Raw genomic sequence first — 20,222 nt, 5'->3', positions numbered from 1 at the left:
GATATGCTCGCCGAACTTCCTCATTGCCGTGTCGCTCTTCGCGGCTTCCAATCCCGCGCACGTCACGCCTGGCGAGTTTTCTGAAAGCCTCCGGGCGCCGGTGGACTTCTCCGCGGATGCGGTGATCGCTGCCTTCGACTTCTCCGAAGGCTTGAACATCGAGATTGCCTACGCGCTCAAGGGCGTCGGGCACGTGAGGCTGGCGGCGCATGGTGAGCTCGACGGGGGAGCGACCTTCATCCTGCTCGTGGACGACACCACCATCCTCGACTTCGACGGCGAGTTGACCGGGCTGCCCGAGCAGAGTTTGAAGACGTTGAACACGGAGTACCTTGCGACCCTCGAGCGTGAGGAAGTGGTCTCTCTCTTCAACAGCCTCGTCCAGGTCTGGACCACATCGGAGGTCGAGCAGGCGCTCGCGGACGCTGCGGAGGCGGCGCCCTCGCGCTCGGTGTCGTGCGATGTCGCCGGCGGGCTCAGCGGCGGATCGATCGGGGTAGCCACCGGCGCCGGATGCTGGTGGTTCTTCAAGAAGTTCAAGACTTGTAAAAGGTTGGAGTGGGTGTCGCCACATCCGTCTTCGGCTACATCAAGGACAAATGCAGCGCTTCGGTTTTCTTACCGACCCGGGAGTTCTGGGAGCTCGCTTTCTTCACGCCATTTTGGCCGCTGTGTGTCGTGGGCTACATCTGCCTGATCGCAGCGGTCGCCTGTCTCCTGGGCGTCAGCGTCAGCGATTTGCTGTGGTGGCACCATGTGCTGCTGGCCGTCGCCCTCACCGAAGTTTGGAGCGGCATCGTCGAGCTCTGTTGCCGGCGAGCCTTGCGACGATGGAGCAGGCCGCGCGCGTTGCGACGCGCGCGGGACGAGGTCTTGAGCGGCGGCGAATGAACGCCCGCGCTCGAGCGGCAGCGTGACCTCCGCGAGGTCGACCGCTGCGTGTTCGGTGCGGCGCTGGGCCTCGGAGGTGAGCACCGGTGCCATCGCCGCCCGGGGTCCGGTCGTCGCCGGCGAGCGTGGGAAGGGTCGCCCGGCGCGACGGTGAGGTCGAATCACACGAGCGAGAGGCGGTGGCGGCCGCGCACATCGGGGCAGCCTGCGCGATTCGTGGGCGTGCGCGTCCATCGGTGGGCGTTCCTGCTCCACTGTCCCGGGGCTGCGGTTTTTCGCTCCCATGCTGTCGGCACGCGCGGCCCCCGGGCCGCTCGATCCACCCAAACCAATCAGGACGAGAGGAAGATTCATGCGACCGAACGAACGCCGTCAGGGACAGGAAGAGCAGAGCCATGGCCGTCGTCAGCGCCCTGCGATGCAGGAGCGCGAGGGCCGGGAGCGCGGCCGTGGCGACGAGATGCGCACCTGGGCGGGCCGCGAGGAGTCCGGCGAAAGGAGCCGCCTCGCGGACGAGGAGGGGTTCGAATACGAGGAGCGGCGCACCGGCGAATTCATGGGACATGGGGCCGGCCGCTACGAGGGCCAGCAAGCCTATCATGGCGGGCAGGGCCAGTATGGCGGGCAGGGCCAATACGGCGGGCAGGGCCAATACGGCGAGCAGAGCCAGTACGGCGGGCAGGGCCAATACCGCGAGCAGGGCCAGTACGGCAGCCCGGGCCAGTACGGCGGGCAGGGCCAATATGGCGGGCAGGGCCAATACCGCGAGCAGGGCCAGTACGGCAGCCCGGGCCAATATGGCGGGCAGGGCCAATACCGCGAGCAGGGCCAGTACGGCAGCCCGGGCCAGTACGGCGGGCAGGGCCAGTACGGCGGGCAGGGCCAGTACGGCGGGCAGGGCCAATACGGCAGCCAGGGCCAGTACGGCGGGCAGGGCCAGTACGGCAGCCCGGGCCAATACGGCAGCCAGAGCCACGGCCGCGAGGGCTTCGAGGGCCGATTCCGCGGGGAGATGGCGCAGGGGCGGGGGATGTCGCGGGGCTTCGGCGAGGCGGGCCGCCTCGGCGGGCGGTCGCAGGAGCGCTACGCGGGGCGCGGGCCGAAAGGCTATCGCCGCTCCGATGAGCGCATCACCGAGGAGATTTGCGAGATCTTGACCCGGCATCCCGCGGTGGACGCCAGCGAGATCGAGGTGAAGGTCAATCAGGGCAACGTCATCCTGACCGGCATGGTCGAGGACCGCGAGATGAAGCGCATGGCCGAAGATCTGACCGAGGAGGTCTCGGGGGTGCTCGACGTGCAGAATCAACTGCGCGTCACGTCGGGGCGGCAGGGCGGCATGTCGCGCCAGGACATGGGCGGGCAGGGCCAGACCTCCGGCCGCGGGTCGCAGAACGAGCCGACGACCACGTCGACCACGTCGCGCACGCGCGAGGCGTGAGCGCGGCGTCGCGGGCCTGGTTCTCGCCATGGAGGAATGGCGAGGCCACGCCGGCCCGACTGCGATGATTTGGAAGGACGCGCTCGCTCACTCGGCGAGCGCGTCACCCCGGTTGGTGGCGAGCTGCCATCGCCGCCTCGTCTCGATGTCGAGCTGCGCGAACTGCTCGGGGGGCACGCTGCTCAGGCGGTCGAACTCGCGGAGCGCCTCCGTCCATGCGTCGACCTCCCTCGCGGTGAAGCCCTTCAGCGCGTCCTGAAAGACGATCTGTCGCGTCTTCAGCGCGGCGTAGATCACGGCGGGGTCGGCGTCGAGGTGGCGGAGGACGACCAGCAAGGCCTGGGTCGCCGGGGCGTCCGGGGCCAGTCGTGAAGCCTGGGATCGTTCCTGCTCCGAGAGGGATCCCTTCTTTCGCATGCTTCGCAACCATGGCGACGGCGGAACATCGCGCCAAGCAAAATCCGTTCGCCGCCCCGCGAACGGCGGTCGGGGTCCGTGCGATCGATCGTGCCGTCATTGCGCATTGGATGAGGATGCGCGGGACTACGAGCACCCGGTAGGTGCCGTCCTGAGCTCGACGGTCCTCGTTCGCGCGGCGGTGGTGGCCACTCGGCAGCGCCCCAGGGTTCAGGCCAGGCCTCGTCGGAGGGGGCGCGAATCGGCGGCACGCGGCGGAGCCACGGACCTCGCCGAAGGATGCATGGCGATCGCGGAGCCCGATCGCGGAGGCGATGCATCGATAGCACCAGCGCGCGAGCACGGGTGATTCGGGCCACGCGGCGAGCAGCATTGTCGGGGGTCGGCGCGGCGCTCGCTTCGCCGGGCGGAGCGGGCGCCGTGATGATTCACGGGTGGCGGCGGCGGGCGGCCGTCGGTTATAGTGAGCCGCCTCGGCCGCTGCGAGCGAGCGGCCGTGTGCTCGCCGTCGTGCGGCGCAGCCCGAAACGATGCATTCGCCAGAGCTTTTGTTTCTCATGATCCCGCCGCCGCGACGTCCCTCCCCGAGACTTCCCATGATCCGCGTCCGAGCGGCGCTGCCGCAGGGCCTGGTCCGCGCGGAGCGCCGGGCTTAGGTCGGTCTTCGTCCGGTCGGCCGGCGCCGAATGGGGATCATGCAAGCGTTCGTTCGTTTGTTCTCGCCGTGGGCGGGTGACGGGGTCCGTGACGCCGCCCGGCCGGCGCGGCCGCTGCCGCCCGGTCGTGGGCCCGGGCCGCTGCTGCGGGCCGCGTGGACGGCTCTGGGGCCCAGTCGCTCGCGGTTCTGGGCGTTCGTCGTCCTGTTCATCGTCGCCAGCGCGGCCGAGCTGCTGGTGCCGTGGGCCATCGGTTACACCGTCGGGGTGTTCGTCGAGCACGGCTTCAGCGAGGTCGCCTATGCCGGCGCGCTGCTGGGCATCGGCGCCTACCTCGGGCTCCGGTTCGTCAACATCCTGCTGCACCACCTCGGGCGTTATCTGCAGAGCGGCGTGGCCTATCAGGCGCGCATGGCGACGATGACGCGGGTGTTCCAGGCGCTGCTCGGCTACGGCCTGCACTGGCACGTCGAGCGGCACACCGGCGAGAACATGGCCAAGCTGCAGCGCTCGGCGCTCGCGGTCGGCAACCTGGTCGGCCAGTATTCGTGGCAGGTGCTCGAGGGCACCGTCAAGGTGGTGCTCGCCAGCGCGGCCCTGTGGGCGCTCGACGTGCGGGTGGCCGCCAACGTGGTGGTGATGGGCGCGGTCACGATCGCGGCGATGATGTACTTCAACCGTCGCATGGTCGAGCACATCCGCCTGGTCCATCAATTCGACAACAAGGTCGGGCGGGTGTGCGTCGATTACCTGACGAACGTCGTCACGGTGAAGACGATGAACCTCGAGGCGCTGGCCTGCGCCGACCTCGGGCGCCAGCGCGACGAGGGCGGCGAGCTGGTGCGCCGGGTGTCGCGCTTCAGCGAGCTCAAGTGGGCGGCCGTCAGCTGCGGCTACGCGCTGGTGATGGCGACGTCGCTGCTGTGGTACTTCCACGGCGCCGGGCTGCACGCGACCGCGCTCGACGTGGCCCAGGTCTATGTGCTCATCAGCTACCTGGACAAGATCTTCGGCGCGATCGGCTCCTTCTCGGCGTATTACGGCAACATCGTCGAGGCCTGCGCGGCCTACGAGGACGCCAGCGAGCTGCTGCACGGGACGCCGCAGGCGGCGCCGCCGCGGCGAGGGGCGCCGCGCTGGCGCGAGCTGCGGCTGGCGGGGCTGGAGTTCAGCTACGCGGGCGACGAGCGGGCGCTGCGCTGCGGGGCGTTGACGATCCGCCGCGGCGAGAAGATCGCGGTGGTGGGCACCAGCGGCGGCGGCAAGTCGACGCTGCTGAAGCTGCTGGCCGGGATGCTGCGCCCGGGGGGCGGCGAGGTGACGTTCGACGGCCGCCGCGGCTCGTTCGAGGAGCTGGCGAGCCGCACGCTGCTGATCCCGCAAGAGCCGCAGATCTTCTCGGAGACGCTGCGCTACAACGTGACGCTCGGCGAGGAAGTGGCCGAGGCGACGCTGGCGCAGGTGGTCCGGCTGGCCCGCCTGGGGCCGGTGATCGCCAAGCTGCAGGCGGGCTGGGACACGCACCTGGCCCAGAGCGGGCTGAACCTGTCGGGCGGCGAGCGCCAGCGCATCGCGCTGGCCCGCGGGCTGCTGCGCGCGCACGCGCGAGAGCTGCTGCTGCTCGACGAGCCGACGGCCGCGCTCGATCCACCGACCGAGCGGGCGGTGCTGGCCGCCCTGTTCGAGGCCTCGCCCGAGGCGACGGTGCTGGCGGCCTGCCATCGCTGGAGCTTGCTGTCGCTGTTCGACCGGGTGCTGTTCGTCGAGGACGGCGCAGTACACGAGCTGGCGCCGTCGCAGCACCCGCGCGAGCGGCCGCTGTTCGCGGTGCCGGACGAGCGGGCGCCGATGGCCTGCGAACTGATGTGAGTGGTTCGCGGGCCGGATCGACGCCGCGCCCGTGAGAGGGCGCGGCGGTGCGCGCGGCCTACGGCTCGTCGGGCAGCTCTTCGATGTCGTCCGGGGACAGCTCCTCCTCCTCGCCCTCGTACAGCGCCTCGATGCTGGCCTCGGCGGCGAGGTAGAAATCGTCGTCGTTCAGGTCGCTCCACGGTTCGACGGACACGCCGTCGTCCTGGCCCGAGTGGGCTTCGACTCGTTGGTGATGCATTCGAGTGTTCCCTCCCGGGGACAGCTTGTCGGCAGTTGCCGGCGCCGCGGTTCTCTCTAATCACCGTGGAGGCGGCGCAGCGGGGCCGGCGGGCCGCTCCGGCGAGGATCCCGTTTGCGCCGATCGGGGCGCTGCTGGCAGTCGCGCACGTCGCGCGGCCGGCGTGTCGCGAAGCATCGGCTGCGGGCGGACGGTCTCGGCCGCGGCGCCGATGGATCGGGCTGCTGCGGCAGACTCGGGGGAATCACGCGAGCGGGCTACGGTGATTGGCGGTGCGACATTCTCGGTGCGCCGGGATCACACGATTCGCGCTCCTGAGCGTCGCGGGCGCGCGCGGCGGGCTCGGCTTCACGCGCGGGGCGGGCCCGGGCTTCACGCGCGCGGGGCGGTCTCGGCGAGCAGCGAGAGGCCGGCGGCGAGCACCTCGGCGGGGGCCAGGGCCAGGCACTCGTGGGCGGTCGGGCAGGCGAAGCGGTAGCAGGGGGCGCAGGCGGTGGCGCGGCGCAGCAGGCGGTGCGGCGAGGCGCGCGGCCGCCACTGGCTGTCGCGGTCGGTGCCGGCGTAGGTGACGAGCTGGGGCACGGCGAGCGCGTCGGCGAGGTGCAGGGCGGCGGTGTTGTTGGTGAGCACGAGGCGGGCGCCGGCGAGCAGGGCGGCGAACTCGAGCAGATCTGTCTCTCCGACCAGGTCGAGGCCGCGCGGGCCGAGCAGCGGGGCGAGCTCGCGGGCGCGGTCGCGGTCGCGGGCGGACCCGCAGACGACCACGCGCAGGTCGGCGTACTCGGCCAGGGCGCGGGCGGCGAGGGCGTGGCGCAGCGGGTCGTAGGTGCGCGCGTCGCAGCTGGCGAAGGGGTTCCACACCAGGTAGTCGCCGCTGACGCCGTGGGCGGCGAGGCGGGCCCCGGCGGCGCTCCAGGCGGCGCGTGGGAGCCGGATCTCGAGCCGCCGATCGGCGACCGGCACGCCGAGGCGCTCGACGAGCTGGAGGTTGCGCTCGCACTGGTGGAGGTCGTCATCGAGGTGCGGCAGGGCGACGGTGAGGGCCCGCCCGCGCTCGCGCGACGCGCCGATGCGCGCCGGGATGCCGGCCAGGGCGCAGGCGAGGGCGGCCGGGTGCGGGGTCTGGCTGAAGCTGGTGAGCACGAGCGCGAGGTCGTAGGCGCCGCGGCGCAGGCCGGCGACGAGCTGGCGCTCGCGGGCGGGATCGAAGCCGAGGCGGCCCAGGTCCTGCCACAGGGCGCGGCACGGCACGAGGTCGTCGACCCACGGCAACAGCGCGGCCGCCGGGGCGCCGCCAGGGCTGGCGAGCAAGGTGAGGTGGACGTGCGGGAGGTGGTCCTTGAGGGCGCGCAGGGCCGGGCCGGTGAGGATGACGTCGCCGAGGTTGTCGAGCCGGACGACGAGGATCCGGCGCACGCTCGACCACTCGATCGCACGCGCGAGGCCGAGGGCCGCCAGGCCACGGGCGGTCGGACGCGATTCGTCATGGCGGAGCCGCGGGCGAGGATCGAGGGCGAACGGGGCGGCGGGGAGCGGGTCATTGCGAGGGGGCATGGCAGTACTTCGATGGGGTCATGACATTGCGTGGAGGGGCGTCACGGTCATGACATTGCGTGGATGTGCGTCACGGCGGGGCGAGGGGGACGGCGGCAGTGGGGAGGACCTCGCGGGGTTCGGGGCGCAGCAGCTCGAGCGCGGCGGTGACCACGGCCGCCGGCGGGACGCCGCGCAGGCACAGGTGATGGCCTTCGGGACAGGTCGAGCGGTAGCAGGGGGCGCACGGGACCGGGTGGCTGAGGACCCGCGCGGGCACGGCCCAGGGGGTGTGCTGCGGGTTGGTGAGGGCGTAGAGGTCGACGACGGGGGTGCCCACGGCGGCGGCGACGTGGGCGGGGCCGGTGTTGTTGCTGATGAGCAGGCCGGCGCGGGCGATCACGGCTGCGAGGGCGCCGAGCGACAGGCGACCGACGAGCGAGTGGGTGAGCACGTCGGCGGCGTCGCGGATCTGTTCGACGAGGGCGGCCTCGTCGGCGCTGCCGGTGAACACGAGGTCGAAGCCGTGGTCGCGCACGAGGGCGCGAGCGACGGTGGCGAAGCCGGCGGCGGGGTAGCGGCGGGAGCTGGCGGTGGCGCCGGGGTGCACGACGGCCCAGCGGCGCGCGAGGCCCAGGCGGGCCAGCTCGGCCGCGGCGGCGAGGTGGTCTTCGGGACATGGCCTTAGAGACAGGAGATCGTGCGAGGGGCGCAGGCCGACGGCGGCGACGAGGTCGAGCTGGCGGGTGACCTCGTGCCGCACGCCGCGCTCGGGCTCGGTCTCGGGGACCCACTCGGTGAGCAGGCGGTAGGGGTTCTCGCGGCAGTGGGCCAGGCGGCGCGGGATGCCGGCGAGGTAGGTCAGGAGCGCGGCGGGCAGCGGGCTCTGGCTGTAGACGGTGAACACGATCGCGGCGTCGAAGCGGCCGGCGCGGAGGCGGTCGACGAGGTCGCGCTCGCGGGCGGCGTCGGCGTGCGCGGGGCCGGCCTTGAGCCACGCGGCGTCGAAGCTCCACACTTCGTCGACCTCGGGCACGAGGCGACCGGCGACAGCGCCGGCGCTCGAGGTGAGCAGGGTGAGGTGGCGGCGCGGGTGGCCCTCCTTGACGGCGCGCAGGGCCGGGGTGGTCATGAGCACGTCGCCGAGAGTGTCGAGGCGGACCGCGAGCACGCGGCGGGCGGCGGCCCAGCTCATGCGTCGCCCCGACCGGCGCCGATGCGCGCCAGCAGGCCGGTGGTGCTGAAATGTTCGAGGTAGGGCATGAGCCGCACCTCGCCGCCGAGGCGGGCCACGAGCGGGGCCTCGGGCAGGGTGTCGAGGCGGTAGTCGCCGCCCTTGACGTAGATGTCGGGCCGCGCGAGCTCGATGAGGCGGGCGGGGGTGTCGTCGGCGAACTCGACGATGTGATCGACGCACGACAGGGCGGCCAGCACCTGGGCCCGATCGGCGGCGCAGTTGATCGGGCGGGCGGCGCCCTTGAGCCGGCGCACGCTGGCGTCGGCGTTGAGGCCGACGATCAGGACGTCGCCCAGCGCCTTGGCGCGGCTGAGGCAGGTGATGTGGCCACGGTGGAGGATGTCGAAGCAGCCGTTGGTGAACACCAGCCGCTTGCCGGCGCGGTGCAGGCTGTCGGCCAGGCGGGCGAGGTCGTCGGGGCCGAGCAGCTTGTCCTGGGCGGCGAAGTGGACCCGCAGCTCGGCGGCGGTGCAGGCGGTGGTGCCGTCGCGGGCGACGACGCGGGCGGCCGCGCCCGAGGCCAGGTCGGCGCAGGCGTGGGTCGGCGCGCCGGCGGCGAGGGCGAGGGCGAGGGCGCTGACGAAGGTGTCGCCGGCGCCGGTGGCGTTGGCGTCGGAGGAGGGGCTGGCGTAGGTGCGGTAGGCGGGCTGACCTGTCTCGAAGACCAGGGCGCCGGCGCTGTCGAGCGTGACCGCGGCCACCCGCGCGCCGGTGGTCTGCAGCAGCTCGGCCTCGTGGGCGGCGATCTGCTCGACGCGGCCGTCGCCGTGGCCGTTGCTGAGGCCGAGCAGGCGCGCGGCCTCGGCGTAGTTGGGCTTGACGGCGGTCGGCCGGGCGCGCGCGAGCCGGCGCAGGTCCTTGGCGTCGGCCACCAGCACGCGCGCGTGGGCGGCCTGCAGGGCGGCGAGCTCGTCGATGAGGCCGTCGGTGAGCACGCCGTAGCCGTAGTCGGAGACGATGACGGCGTCGGCCTCGCGCCAGGCGGCTCGCAGGCGCTCGCGCAGGCGGGCCTCGCAGGCGGGGTCGAGGCCGTCGCGGCTGCCGGCGTCGAGGCGCAGGAGGATCTGGCCGCCGGCGAGGATCCGCTGCTTGACGAGGGTGCGGCGCCCCTCGGCGCGCACGAGGCCGCGGTCGCACACGCCGAGGGCGACCAGCGAGCGGGCCAGGCGGTCGGCGTCGTCGTCGGCGCCGACGACCGAGAGGAAGGTGACGCGGGCGCCGAGCGCGGCGGCGTTGACGGCCGTGTTGGCGCCGCCGCCGGGGACGTCCCGGCGCGCGTCGACGTCGACGACGGGCACCGGGGCCTCGCGACACAGCCGCTCGCTGTGACCGTCGAGGTAGGCGTCGAGCATGGCCTCGCCGATCACGAGGGTCCGCAGGCCGGCGAAGGCGTCGAGCACGGGGAGCAGGACATGGGTCATCGCGGCGGCTCTGGGTGTGGATGTATTTTGGGACATGTCGAATAGGATATGTCCGAACGGATAGGTATGTTTTGACATGTCGCAGCGGACATGTCCCAACAGACCGGCGGTCTCGGGCAGGGGCGGGGCATCGCGGTCGCTCAGGCGAGGGGCGCGGGCTGCTCGTCGCGCTCGCTGGCGGCGGCGTGGCCGAGGATCCGGCGCGCGGCCTCGACGAGGTCGGCGGCGACGAGGGTCGGCGCGGGGCGGGTCGTGGGCGGCGAGGCGGCGAGCAGGGCGGTGCGGCAGCCGGCGCGCCGGCCGGCCTCGATGTCGCTGGCGATGTCGCCGATCATCCACGAGCCGGCGAGGTCGAGGCCGAGGTCGGCGGCGGCGCGGATGAGCAGGCCAGGGGCGGGCTTGCGGCAGTCGCAGGCGACGGCGTACTCGGCGACGACGCCGGCGGGCAGGTGCGGGCACCAGTAGAAGCCGTCGAGCTCGAGGTCGAGCAGGTCCTCGATCCGGGCCTGGACGCCGAGCAGGTCGTGCGGGCCGAACAGGCCGCGGGCGACGCCGGACTGGTTGGTGACGACCACGAGCGCGAAGCCGGCGGCGCGCAGCGACCAGGCGCCGTCGCGGGCGCCGCGGGTCAGGCGGACGCGCGCGGGGTCGACGTTGTAGGGCACGTCGTCGATGAGGGTGCCGTCCTTGTCGAGGAAGGCGGCGGGGCGGCGGCGGGTCATGGCCAGCTCGTCTCGCGCATGGGCACGACCATCAGCTCGGGCACCACCGACTCGCCGGGCATGGCGATGAGGAAGCGGACCGTCTCGGCGACGTTGCGCGGGTCCTGGAGGTCGGCGATCGGGGTGTCGGGGAAGCGGTCGAGGATGAAGGGGGTGCGCATGCCGCCGGCCAGCAGGGCGGTGACCTTGATGCCGAACGGGCGGCCTTCGACGTGCAGCGCGTGGCTCAGGCCCAAGAGGCCCCACTTGCTGGCGTGGTAGGCGCTGGCGTTCTTCCAGGCCCGCTTGGCCGCGGTCGAGACGATGTTGACGATGTAGCCGCCGCCCTGGGCGCGCAGGCGCGGGAAGGCGGCGCGGCTGAGGACGAACGGGCCGCGCAGGTTGACGGCGAGCACGCGGTCGATGTCGGCGACGCTGAGCTCGTCGACGGCCAGCGTGGTGTCGGTGCCGGCGTTGTTGACGAGGACGTCGAGCCGGCCGTGGCGCGCGACGATGTCGTCGATCAGCGCCTGGCCGGCGTCGGCGTCGCGCACGTCGAGCCGGGCGGCCTCGATGCTACCGCCGGCGTCATCGACTTCGGCGACGAGGCGGGCCAGCGGCGCGGTCTGGATGTCGGCCGCGATCACGTGCGCGCCGGCGGCGGCGAGGGTGCGGGCGATCTCGGCGCCGAGGCCCGAGCCGCCGCCGGTGACCAGCACGATGCGGTCCGCGAGGGGTGTTTCGATCACGAGGGTCATCGCTGCTCCGTGGGATGGGGCCATTTCAAGGCGAGGGGGCCACCTGCGCCTCCACCAATTCGCAGATCAGGTGCAGGGCCAATGTGTGGACCTCCTGAATGCGCTGAGTGTCGGGCGAGGGGACGACGAGGGCGCAGTCGGCGAGGTCGCCGGCTTCGCCGCCGGTGCCGCCGAGCAGGGCGAAGGTGTGGAGGCCGCAGTCGCGCGCGGTCTTGAGGGCGGCGACGACGTTGGCCGAGCGGCCGCTGGTCGAGATGCCGAACACGAGGTCGCCCGGGCGGCCGTAGGCGCGGACCTGGCGGGCGAACACGTCGGCGTAGCCGACGTCGTTGGCCCAGGCGGTCAGCACGGCGGTGTCGGCGTTGAGGGCGATGACCGGCAGGCCGGCGCGGTCGGGGGCGAGGAAGCGGCCGACCAATTCGGCGGCGAAGTGCTGGGCGTCGGTGGCGCTGCCGCCGTTGCCGCAGACGAGCACCTTGCCGCCGCGGGCGAAGGCGGCGCTGACGAGGTCGGCGGCGCGCACGATGTCGTCGCGTAGGCAGGTGCGGGCGCGCGAGAGCACGGCCAGCAGGTCGTCGAAGCCGCGGTCGACGGCGGCGAAGGCGGCGGTCGGCGGGGCGACGGGGCGGCGGCCGGCGGCGGTGACGAAGGCGCCCGCCAGGCGGGCCGCGACCTTGTCCCAGGTGAAGAGGGCGTGCACGCGCTGCAGCCCGAGCTGGGCCAGACGTCGGGCCAGGCGCGGCTGCGAAAGCACGAGCGCGAGCTTGTCGGCCAGCGCGTCGGGGTCGTCGGGCGGGACCAGGTAGCCGGTCTCGCCGTGGGCGACGGTGTGGGCGATGCCGCCGACGTTGGCGCCGATGACCGGGACGCCGCAGGCCATCGCCTCGAGCGGGGTGATGCCGAACGGCTCGTACCAGGGGGTGCTGACGAACACGTCGGCGGCGACGTAGTAGTCGCGCAGCTCGCCGCGGCCGCGGCTGCCGACGAAGGTCACGCGATCGGCAACACCCTCCTCGCGGGCGACCGCCAGCAAGCGACCGATCTCGGGGGTGAGCGAAGGATCGGGGCGCCGCGACTCGCCGCCGACGACGACCAGCCGCGCGCGCGCGTCGGCGGGCAGCCGCGCCAGCGCGCGCACGACGTTGTCGATGCCCTTGCGCGGGACCATGCGCCCGAGCTGCAGGATGACCCGCTCGTCGGCGCCGAGGCCGAGCGCGGCGCGGGCCTCGGCGCGGCCGCCCGGCCAGAACTCGCCCGGATCGAAGCCGCACGGGACCATGACCAACTTCTCGGGGTCGGCCGCGTAGAGCGTCATCAGGTCGACCTCGTCCTGCGGGCACTCGGCGACGATCACGTCGGCCTCGCGCACGATCCGCTCCTCGATGGCGAAGCGCTCGTCGGGGAACCCGTCGGCCTGGCCCTGGTGCTGGCGCCGGACCTTGCCGAGCGCGTGGAAGGTGACGGCGAACGGGACCCCGAGCTCGCGCTTGAGCTCGGCGGCGACCAGGCCGCTCATGAAGAAGTTGGCGTGCGCGAGGTCGTAGCGCTCGCGCCGGGCCCAGGCCGCGACCGCGCGGGTGAACGCCGGCATCAGCGGCAGCAGCGTCTCCTTGGCCAGCGGCGCGGGCGGGCCGGCGTCGACCGGGATCACGCGCACGCCGTCGGCCATCTCGACGATCGCCGGCGAGGTCGGGCTGTCGCGGCGGGTGAACACGTCGACGCGGTGGCCGAGGCGGCCGAGGTGGCGCGCGACCTGGGCGACGTAGACGTTCTGCCCGCCGCTGTCGCGCCCGCCGAGCGGGGCCAGCGGCGAGGCGTGCTCGCTGATCATGGCGATCTTCAGCGGGCCGCCCGGCCGCTCGAGGCCGGCGCCGGCGGCGAAGGGCAGCGGCTTCACGCGAGCCTCCGGGCCGCGCCGGCGACCTGTCCTTCGGGACATCCGGTGACCTCGCCCAGGACCCGCGACCAGTCGGCGGTGAACCTGTCGATGCCGAACCGCTCGCGGGCGATCCGCCGCGCGCCGGCGGCCAGCTCGGCGGCCTCGGACGGATCGGCGAGCAGGCGCCGCATGTGGCCGATCAGCCGCTCGAGGTCGGTCTCGACGTAGCCGTTGACGCCGCTCTGCACGGCGGTGCTCATCTCGGTGGTGGCGAGGCCGAGGATCGGCAGGCCGATCATCATCGCCTCGCACACGGCCAGGCCGAGGCTGGTGTAGCGGATCGGGTTGAAGAAGAAGCGGTAGCGGCCGAGCCGGGCGTGGAGCTCGCGCAGCGGCAGGTCGCCGAGGCCGCCGAGCGCGTCGGAGTCCATGCCGGCGAGGTCGAGCGGGACGTGGGTGCGCACGCGCTCGTAGATGTCGCGCCCGAGCCGGCGACCGCGCCGCGCGAGGTCGTTGACGACGACGATCCCGCGCGCCAGCTCGCCGCTGTAGGCCGCGCCGTCGGGCACTGCGACGCCGTGCTCGATGACCCGCACGGGGGTGCGCCCGGCGTCCCACATCAGGGCGTTGAACGGGGTGACGTGGACCAGCAGGACGTCGGGGTCGTCGATCGGGTGGCGGGTGTCGGTCGGCGACTCGCGGGGCGGATCGTGCTCGAGGAAGATCCGCGGCAAGCGGCGCTGGGCGGCGCTCAGCAGCTCGAATTGATCGCACTCGTAATTGCGGCGCGACTGGAACAGGACGACGTCGAACGCCTGGTCGGCGACGGCGTCGGCCGGGACCTCGTGGACGTTGGCGCCCCAGGCGAAGCTGCCGCCGCGCCCGCCGTGGCCCTCGGGACGACCTGGCTTTACGGGCAGGTAGAACTCGTGCGGCGCCTGGGTGAGGTAGTAGAGGTAGCTGCCGTGAACGTGCCAGGTCAGGACGCGGAGTCGTCGCACGAGGGCCTCGCTTTCGCGCCCGCGGGGGCGAGCGGCGCGCTCAGGTCGAGCGCGTCGAGCAGGGAGAGGTGGCGCCCGGGGCCGATGACGCGGGCCGGCGGGGGCGGGACGGCCGGCGCGAGCACGCCGCCGCCGAACTCGTCGGCGAAGCCGGCGCGCACCGGGATGCCGGCGAGGTAGGCGAGGTAGGCGACCTCGAACGCGGTCTCGTCGGCGGCCGTGAACACCAGGGCGGCGTCGAGGCGGGCCGCAGCCAGCCGATCGACCAGCGCCGGCAGCCCGGTGGCGTCGAAGCGCGTCAGCGCGGCCGCCGGCAGCACCTGATCGACGAACACGGCGACGCGACCGGCGGCGCGCGCCTCGGCCAGCAGGACCACCATCGCCTGCGGCATGGCGATCCGCAGGCGCACCAGCGCCGGCCCCAGCTCGTCGCAGCCGGCCGCGGGCGGGACCACGAGCAGCCGGCGGGCCCGGCGGAGGGCGGCCCGCGGATCAAGCACGGTCGACCCCCGCGAGGAACAGGGCGGCGTCGGCCTCGGCGAGGATCGCCGCGGCCGAGGCCGGGGCTTCGCGGGCGTCGACGACGCGGTGGCGCACGCGGTCGAGCGGGGCCCAGCGGGCCGGCGCGGTGCTGCGGAAGACGACGACGCTCGGGGTCTGCAGCGCGCTCGCCAAATGGGAGATGCCGGTGTCGCCGGCGATCACCAGGCGGGCGCGCTCGACCAGCGCGCCGAGCGAGCCGAGGTCGGTGCGGCCGACCAGGTCGACGAGCTCGCGCGCGGCGTGGTGATCGACGGCGGCGGTGAGGTCGGCCTCGTCGGCGGAGCCGGTGAGGACCACGGCGAGGCCGCGCGATGCCAGGCCGTCGGCGACCTGCGCGAGCACGCCAGGGTCGACGCGCCGGCGCGGTTCGGCGGCGCCGGGATGGAGGATGGTGAACGCCTTGCCGGGCGCGACGCCGGCGGCCTGCAGCAGCGCGTCGGCCCGGCGGACGTCGGCCGGCGCGAGCGGAAATTCGAGCCGTTCGCCGCGCGCCTCGATGCCGAGGAAGCCGAGCAGGGAGAGGTGGATGCGCGGCTCGGCGAGGTCCGCTGGATATTGCAAGAAGGTCGCCGGGTCGGGGCACGGCTGCGGCGGGGCGTAGAAGCCGGCGCTGGTGCGCGCGCCGAGCAGCTGGACGACGATGTTGCTGACGAGCCCGTCGCCGTGCATCTGCAAGGCGAGGTCGAAGCGGCCCTGGACCGCGCGCAAGAAGTCGGGCAGGGCGCGCACGTCGGCGAGGGTCTCGGGCAGCCCGGGGAAGCCGGGGAACTCGAGCAGGCCGTCGACGAGGTGCGAGCAGCGAGCGACCAGCTCACGCGCTCGCGGGAGGCCCAGCAGGGTGATCTTGGCCCGCGGCAAGCCGGCTCGCAGGGCCCGCAGCGCCGGGGTGGCGCACAAGAAATCGCCGAGGCCCGGCAGGGCGCGCAGCACCAGCACCTCGCGCGCCGCGTGGACCTGGGCGCCGGGCCGCACGCTCGGCTCGCGCTCCTTGACGGGCGAGCCGAGCGCGAACTCCGGGGATGGCACTCCGCTCATGGGCGACCTCTGCCTTGCGCGCGTGAATCATCACAGTCGGGCGATCAGGCGGCGGCCTCGGGCTCGACCCGCGATTCGAGCGCCTCGAACGTCTCGGCCAGGGTGCGCGCCTGATCGTCGTCGAGGATCGCCTCGACCGCGGCGAAGATAGTGTCCTCCTCGAACGCGACGTGCTCGGTCACGCTGCGGGTGAGCGCCTCGACCTTCGCGGCCCAGTCGGCGTGGTCGACCCGCATCCTCTCGAGCTCGGCGAGCAGGCGCCGGACCTGCGAGTGGTCGCGCTCGGCGTCCTTGGCCAGCGCCTTGCCCTCCGCGTCCTGCTGGATGAGGATGTCGTAAAACACGGCCTCCTCGGCCCGCGCGTGGCGCTCCAGCGCGTCGCGGACCTGGCTGAACAGCTGCTCCCCGCGCGCCACGTCCTGCTCGGCGGCCAGCTCGGCGAGCAGCTCGGCGACGGCGCGGTGCTGGTCGCGGATGACCTGGTAAATGGTGGGGTCTTGAGCGGTTTCGATCATCAGGCCCGTTCATGACACGAGCGAGCGAATGGGGCCAGCCAGACGCGCTGCCCATCCCGCGGTGATGTGATTTACGCCGGCGGCGCCGATTGTGGGCAGGGCGATCCGGGCTGGTGCGGACCCTGGTCGCCCGTCGCAGCGACGTCCGCTCGCCCGTCGTCGCCGAGCCGCGCCAGCAGGCCGGCGTGATCGGAGGCCCGGCGCTCGCCGGGTCGGTCGAGGACCAGCGAGACCTCGCAGGCGCGCGGGCCCAGGCGGCGATCGAGCAGCAGATAATCGATGCGCCGGGTCGGCGCGCCGGCCTCGAAGAAGGTGTGACCCGGATCGCAGGGGCGCAGCGCGGCCCAGGCGTCGACGAGGCCGGCGCCGCGCAATCGGGCGAGCGCGTCGCTGGTCGGTGTCTGATTGAAGTCGCCGAGCAGCAGCCGCGGGCCGGGCACCGCGGCGAGGTAAACGAGCAGCTCGCCGACGTTGTCGCCCGCCTGCGCCTCGATCCACGACAGGTGCGCGCACACGACGTGCAGCGGCGCGCGGGGGCCCGGGAACACGCCGTGCAGCAGGACGCGGTCGAATGGGTCGTCGTCGCCGCGGCGCGACAGCGGATGCACGTGCACGGCCAGGGGAGAAACCCGCGACAGCAAGGCGAGGCCCGACTCGCGTCCGCCGGGGCCGCGGGTCGCGGGCCGGTAAACGACTTCATAGCCGCCGACGTCGTGCGCGAGCTGGGTCGCCTGATCGCAGCCTCGGGCGATCGCCGGGTCACGAGCGACCGCCTGCAGCGCGACGAGGTCGGGCTGCTGCTCGGCGAGCACGGCGGCGACGAGCGGCCGGCGAGCGCGCCATGGATCGTGCTGTTCGCCGTAGCCGCCGAGGTTGAGGGACAGGATTTGCGTCATGCCCGACAAGGTGAACGAGGACCGAGGTGACGCCCGGTCACTCGACGCGTGTTCTGGCGGGTCTGCGGGCTTTTTGCCATGCTCGGCGCATGCGAATTCGACTTCTTTTGGCTTTCTCTGGCATCGGCTTGTGCGCGTGCTCGACGGCTGCGCCGCAGACCAGCGAGACGGTCGGCGGCAGCACGTCGAGCGCTTCGAACAGCGACGGCACCGGTGATCCTCCTGGACAGACTTCGGTGGCCTCGTCGGCTTCCACCGACGCGCCGACCACCGGCCTCGACCCGCTCACGGGATCCGGGACTGCGACGCAGGGCACGACCTCGGACCCCACGAGTCCCGGGACCACGGGCGAGACCGGCACGGGGGCGCCGGGCACGACGACCACGGGCGGCGAGACCACCGACTCCGGCTCGACGACGAGCGAGACCACCACCGAGGGCACGACCGGCGGCATCGGCGGCGGCCCCTGCGAGGTCGACGCCGATTGCAAGCTGCACGACGACTGTTGCTCGTGCTTCGCCATCCCCACCGAGCAGGACGACGTGGTCTGCGACGCCCGGTGCGATCAGACCCAGTGCCAGCAGATCGGCATCGACGAGGCGAAATGCGTGCTCGGCCAGTGCATCACCGAGAAGGTCCATTGCGGCGGCGAGGTCTTCTGTGACGCGCTGCCGCCCGATTGCCCGCCCGGGACCCTGCCGGGGGTCGACGACTTCATGGGGTGCTGGACCGGCGCCTGCGTGCCCGTGATCTCGTGCTGGTGGGTGACCGCGTGCGAGCTGTGCCCCGATTCGTTCATTTGCGTCAATCACCCCAGCGTCTTCGGCGACAACTGGACCTGCCTGCCGCGGCCCGTGGCGTGCGAAGACGAGGTCGACTGCGAATGCGCCGGGGCGGCCTGTAATGACGGGATCGAGGTGTGCGAGGGCGGAGGCGGCGACGTCGACCTCGTCTGCCACTGCCCGGACTGTTGAGGCTGCGCGCGGGTCGGCTCAGGTCGGCGCCGCTTCGCGGGTGGCCGGCCCGGCTTCGCGGGCCGCCGGGCTGGCTTCGCTGGTCGTCGGCCCGGCTTCGCTTGGCGTCATCCCGAACACGCCCAGGCCCAGCCGCGCCATCGTCCCGGCCAGCTCGTCCTCGCCGTTGACGCAGCGGGTGCGCGGGAACCGGCACAGCGCCTCGTACTGCTCGGCGAAGTGGACACGCGCGACCACTTCGATCGCCGGGTTGGTGCGATGGGCGTGCTCGATCACCGCGCGCGCGGCCATGGGATCGGCCGTCGTCACCAGCAGCAGCCGCGCGCGGGCGATGCCCGCCAGGTCGAGGGCCACCGTCGACTCGCCGTCGCCGGCCAGCGCGAGGGTGTGGCTGCGCCGCAGCAGGTCGACGATGTGCCAGTCCTGCTCGATGACGACGAACGGCAGGCCGTGGCTGCGGAGCGAGCGGGCCAGCACCGCGCCGACGCGGCCGTGGCCGACCAGCACGACGTGGTCGCGGAGCCGCTCGACCGCCGCCTCGTCGGCGGGAGGGACCATGTCCGGCTTCTCCAGCGGTTCGGGCTCGACCCCGGGCTCGACGGCCTCGAAGCGGCGCAGCAGGCTCTCGCGCGCCGCGTCTTCCTCCTCCGGTCGCACCAGCACGGTGACCCGGTCCCAGCCGAGCAGGCGGGTGTTGCCGGACGGGCCGATCACCTCGTTGCCGCGAGCGATCAGGGTGATCAGGGCTGACGGCGGGAGGATCAGCTCGCGGATCCGCGGGCCCGGGCGGCCCTGGGGTCCGGGCAGGTCGACGGTGGCCACGTCGAGCTCGCTGCGGGCCATCGTCACCAGCTCGAGGCCGTAGCGCGGCTGGGGGGGCTTGGGCTCCGACAGGCCGAGCTTGCGCGCCAGCAGCTCGAGGGTCGAGCCCTGCAGCGAGACCGACAGCAGGACCGCGAAGAACACGAGGTTGAAGATCTCTTGCCCGATCGCCATGCCCGCGGCCGCCGGGTAGGTGGCGAGCACCACCGGGACCGCGCCGCGCAGGCCGGCCCAGCTCATGAAGGAGCGCTCGCGCAGGCCGATGCGCATGCCGAGGGTGCCGAGCATCACGGCGGCCGGGCGCGCCACGAAGGTCAGGATCAAGAACAGCAGCACGCCCTGGAACCACAGGTCGGCCCACTGGCTGGGGAACACCAGCACGCCCATCAGCACGAACACGCCGATGTTGGCGATCATCGACAGCGCCGCGGCGAAGTTGCTCACGCCCTGGCGGTAGACGAAGCGGGTGTTGCCCATCACCAGGCCGGCGGTGAAGGCCGCCAGCATCCCGCTGGCCTGGGCCATCTCGGTCAGGCCGTAGCTGAGCATCACGCCGCCGACCATGAGCACGTAGTAATAGCCGCGCTCCTGCGGGTTCAGGCGGTTGAACAGGGCGATCGAGCCGCGGGCGATGGCCCAGCCGAACACCGGGCCGGCGAGGAACTTCCACAGGAACAGCGGCAGCGTCAGCCAGCCCTGGCTCTCGCCGGAGGCGTAGGCCTCGACCACGATCAGCGTCGTCAAGATCGCCATCGGGTCGTTGGCGGCGCTCTCGATCTCGAGCGTCGACGCCAGCCGGCTCGGCAGCGCCTGGCGCCGCAAGATCGAGAAGGTCGCGGCGGCGTCGGTCGAGGAGATGATGACGGACAGCAGCAGCGACTTCTGGGTCGTCCAGCCGAGCACGAAGTGCAGGCAGGCGAAGGTGCCCGCGGCGGTGAGCAGGACGCCCCAGGTCGCGAGGCCGAGCGCCGGCAACGCCACGGCCCGCAGGTCCTCGCGCTTGGTGAAGAAGCCGCCCTGGAACAGGATGAAGACCAGCGCCAGGTTGGCGACATGGTTGGTCAGCTCGACGTCGTCGAAGTGCCACACGTTGAGCACGTCGCTGCCGAACAGGATGCCGAACCCGAGGGCGACGAGGATGACCGGCACGCTCCACCGGTCGAGCACCACGGCAGCCAGCACCACCCCGATCAGCAGCAGCGGGATGACGACGTAGATGGTCTCCATGTCGGGGCCGACGATACCGCGTCCGCGCCCCCCAGCCGCGCGTGACCTGCGATTCTGTCCGCGATGTCACGGGACGTCGCGTGAGAGTCCGGCACGGATCGCGGGCGCGAGGCGGCGTGACCATGAGCCGGCGTTGCGGCCCGGTAAGACGGCTTTGGGCGGCTC

Annotated in this window: 19 protein-coding genes; 4 read left to right on the top strand and 15 right to left on the bottom strand. The window is 73.0% G+C overall.

Annotated elements, in window-relative coordinates; genetic code table 11:
- Positions 1 to 28: 28 nt before the first annotated feature.
- Entirely contained in the window at positions 29 to 697 is a 669-nt protein-coding gene (locus POL25_RS02125; RefSeq protein ID WP_272084094.1) for a hypothetical protein, read from the top strand.
- A gap of 546 nt (positions 698 to 1,243) precedes the next feature.
- On the top strand, positions 1,244 to 2,332 hold the full coding sequence (locus tag POL25_RS02120; protein ID WP_272084093.1) for a BON domain-containing protein: 1,089 nt from the start codon (positions 1,244 to 1,246) through the stop codon (positions 2,330 to 2,332).
- A gap of 87 nt (positions 2,333 to 2,419) precedes the next feature.
- Here POL25_RS02120 and POL25_RS02115 read toward each other — a convergent pair whose 3' ends face one another.
- On the bottom strand, positions 2,420 to 2,668 hold the full coding sequence (locus POL25_RS02115; RefSeq protein ID WP_272084092.1) for a hypothetical protein: 249 nt from the start codon (positions 2,666 to 2,668) through the stop codon (positions 2,420 to 2,422).
- Positions 2,669 to 3,444: 776 nt separating this feature from the next.
- Here POL25_RS02115 and POL25_RS02110 point away from each other — a divergent pair.
- Positions 3,445 to 5,274 (top strand): ABC transporter ATP-binding protein, encoded by a 1,830-nt coding sequence (locus POL25_RS02110; protein ID WP_272084091.1) that lies wholly within the window; start codon positions 3,445 to 3,447, stop codon positions 5,272 to 5,274.
- 58 nt (positions 5,275 to 5,332) lie between these two features.
- Here the strand turns inward: POL25_RS02110 and POL25_RS02105 are convergent, their stop codons facing one another.
- The 13 genes from POL25_RS02105 to POL25_RS02045 all read right to left on the bottom strand — a co-directional run bounded on the left by POL25_RS02105 (position 5,333) and on the right by POL25_RS02045 (position 17,245).
- Entirely contained in the window at positions 5,333 to 5,515 is a 183-nt protein-coding gene (locus tag POL25_RS02105; protein ID WP_272084090.1) for a hypothetical protein, read from the bottom strand.
- Between the two features lie 372 nt (positions 5,516 to 5,887).
- Positions 5,888 to 7,069 carry a glycosyltransferase family 9 protein gene (locus tag POL25_RS02100; RefSeq protein ID WP_272084089.1) on the bottom strand — a complete coding sequence of 394 codons (1,182 nt, stop codon included), beginning with the start codon at positions 7,067 to 7,069 and terminating at the stop codon, positions 5,888 to 5,890.
- Between the two features lie 70 nt (positions 7,070 to 7,139).
- Positions 7,140 to 8,243 carry a lipopolysaccharide heptosyltransferase II gene (waaF, locus tag POL25_RS02095; RefSeq protein ID WP_272084088.1) on the bottom strand — a complete coding sequence of 368 codons (1,104 nt, stop codon included), beginning with the start codon at positions 8,241 to 8,243 and terminating at the stop codon, positions 7,140 to 7,142.
- Complete coding sequence (rfaE2, locus tag POL25_RS02090; RefSeq protein WP_272084087.1) at positions 8,240 to 9,742, bottom strand: D-glycero-beta-D-manno-heptose 1-phosphate adenylyltransferase; 1,503 nt, start codon at positions 9,740 to 9,742, stop codon at positions 8,240 to 8,242. The genes waaF and rfaE2 overlap by 4 nt, the downstream gene beginning before the upstream one ends.
- 104 nt (positions 9,743 to 9,846) lie before the next feature.
- The gene (locus POL25_RS02085) at positions 9,847 to 10,428 is read right to left on the bottom strand and encodes a D-glycero-alpha-D-manno-heptose-1,7-bisphosphate 7-phosphatase (protein ID WP_272084086.1); all 582 of its coding nucleotides are present in this window, start codon (positions 10,426 to 10,428) and stop codon (positions 9,847 to 9,849) included.
- On the bottom strand, positions 10,425 to 11,165 hold the full coding sequence (locus POL25_RS02080) for an SDR family oxidoreductase (RefSeq protein ID WP_272084085.1): 741 nt from the start codon (positions 11,163 to 11,165) through the stop codon (positions 10,425 to 10,427). Before POL25_RS02080 ends, POL25_RS02085 begins: the two co-directional genes overlap by 4 nt.
- Before the next feature lie 25 nt (positions 11,166 to 11,190).
- Positions 11,191 to 13,062, bottom strand: coding sequence for a glycosyltransferase (locus POL25_RS02075; protein ID WP_272084084.1), 1,872 nt, complete (start codon positions 13,060 to 13,062; stop codon positions 11,191 to 11,193).
- Positions 13,059 to 14,045, bottom strand: a complete 987-nt coding sequence (locus POL25_RS44110) for a glycosyltransferase (protein ID WP_272084083.1) — start codon at positions 14,043 to 14,045, stop codon at positions 13,059 to 13,061. The genes POL25_RS02075 and POL25_RS44110 overlap by 4 nt, the downstream gene beginning before the upstream one ends.
- The gene (locus tag POL25_RS02065) at positions 14,024 to 14,545 is read right to left on the bottom strand and encodes a hypothetical protein (protein WP_272084082.1); all 522 of its coding nucleotides are present in this window, start codon (positions 14,543 to 14,545) and stop codon (positions 14,024 to 14,026) included. The genes POL25_RS44110 and POL25_RS02065 overlap by 22 nt, the downstream gene beginning before the upstream one ends.
- Positions 14,538 to 15,623, bottom strand: a complete 1,086-nt coding sequence (locus POL25_RS02060) for a glycosyltransferase family 9 protein (protein WP_272084081.1) — start codon at positions 15,621 to 15,623, stop codon at positions 14,538 to 14,540. Before POL25_RS02060 ends, POL25_RS02065 begins: the two co-directional genes overlap by 8 nt.
- Positions 15,624 to 15,667: 44 nt before the next feature.
- Positions 15,668 to 16,138 carry a hemerythrin domain-containing protein gene (locus POL25_RS02055; protein ID WP_272084080.1) on the bottom strand — a complete coding sequence of 157 codons (471 nt, stop codon included), beginning with the start codon at positions 16,136 to 16,138 and terminating at the stop codon, positions 15,668 to 15,670.
- A 71-nt stretch (positions 16,139 to 16,209) separates the two neighbouring features.
- Positions 16,210 to 17,034 (bottom strand): endonuclease/exonuclease/phosphatase family protein, encoded by an 825-nt coding sequence (locus POL25_RS02050; RefSeq protein WP_272084079.1) that lies wholly within the window; start codon positions 17,032 to 17,034, stop codon positions 16,210 to 16,212.
- Between the two features lie 37 nt (positions 17,035 to 17,071).
- Entirely contained in the window at positions 17,072 to 17,245 is a 174-nt protein-coding gene (locus POL25_RS02045; RefSeq protein WP_272084078.1) for a hypothetical protein, read from the bottom strand.
- A 25-nt stretch (positions 17,246 to 17,270) separates the two neighbouring features.
- On the opposite strand from POL25_RS02045, the gene POL25_RS02040 reads away from it, so the two are divergent.
- Positions 17,271 to 18,008 (top strand): hypothetical protein, encoded by a 738-nt coding sequence (locus POL25_RS02040; protein WP_272084077.1) that lies wholly within the window; start codon positions 17,271 to 17,273, stop codon positions 18,006 to 18,008.
- 18 nt (positions 18,009 to 18,026) lie between these two features.
- Here POL25_RS02040 and POL25_RS02035 read toward each other — a convergent pair whose 3' ends face one another.
- A complete protein-coding gene (locus POL25_RS02035; protein WP_272084076.1) occupies positions 18,027 to 20,057 on the bottom strand; it encodes a potassium/proton antiporter in 2,031 nt (676 codons plus the stop codon).
- Positions 20,058 to 20,222 lie beyond the last annotated feature (165 nt).

Source organism: Nannocystis bainbridge, from assembly GCF_028368995.1.
GTDB classification, from domain to species: Bacteria; Myxococcota_A; Polyangia; order Nannocystales; family Nannocystaceae; genus Nannocystis; species Nannocystis bainbridge.
This window is presented reverse-complemented; position numbering and strand designations above follow the sequence as displayed.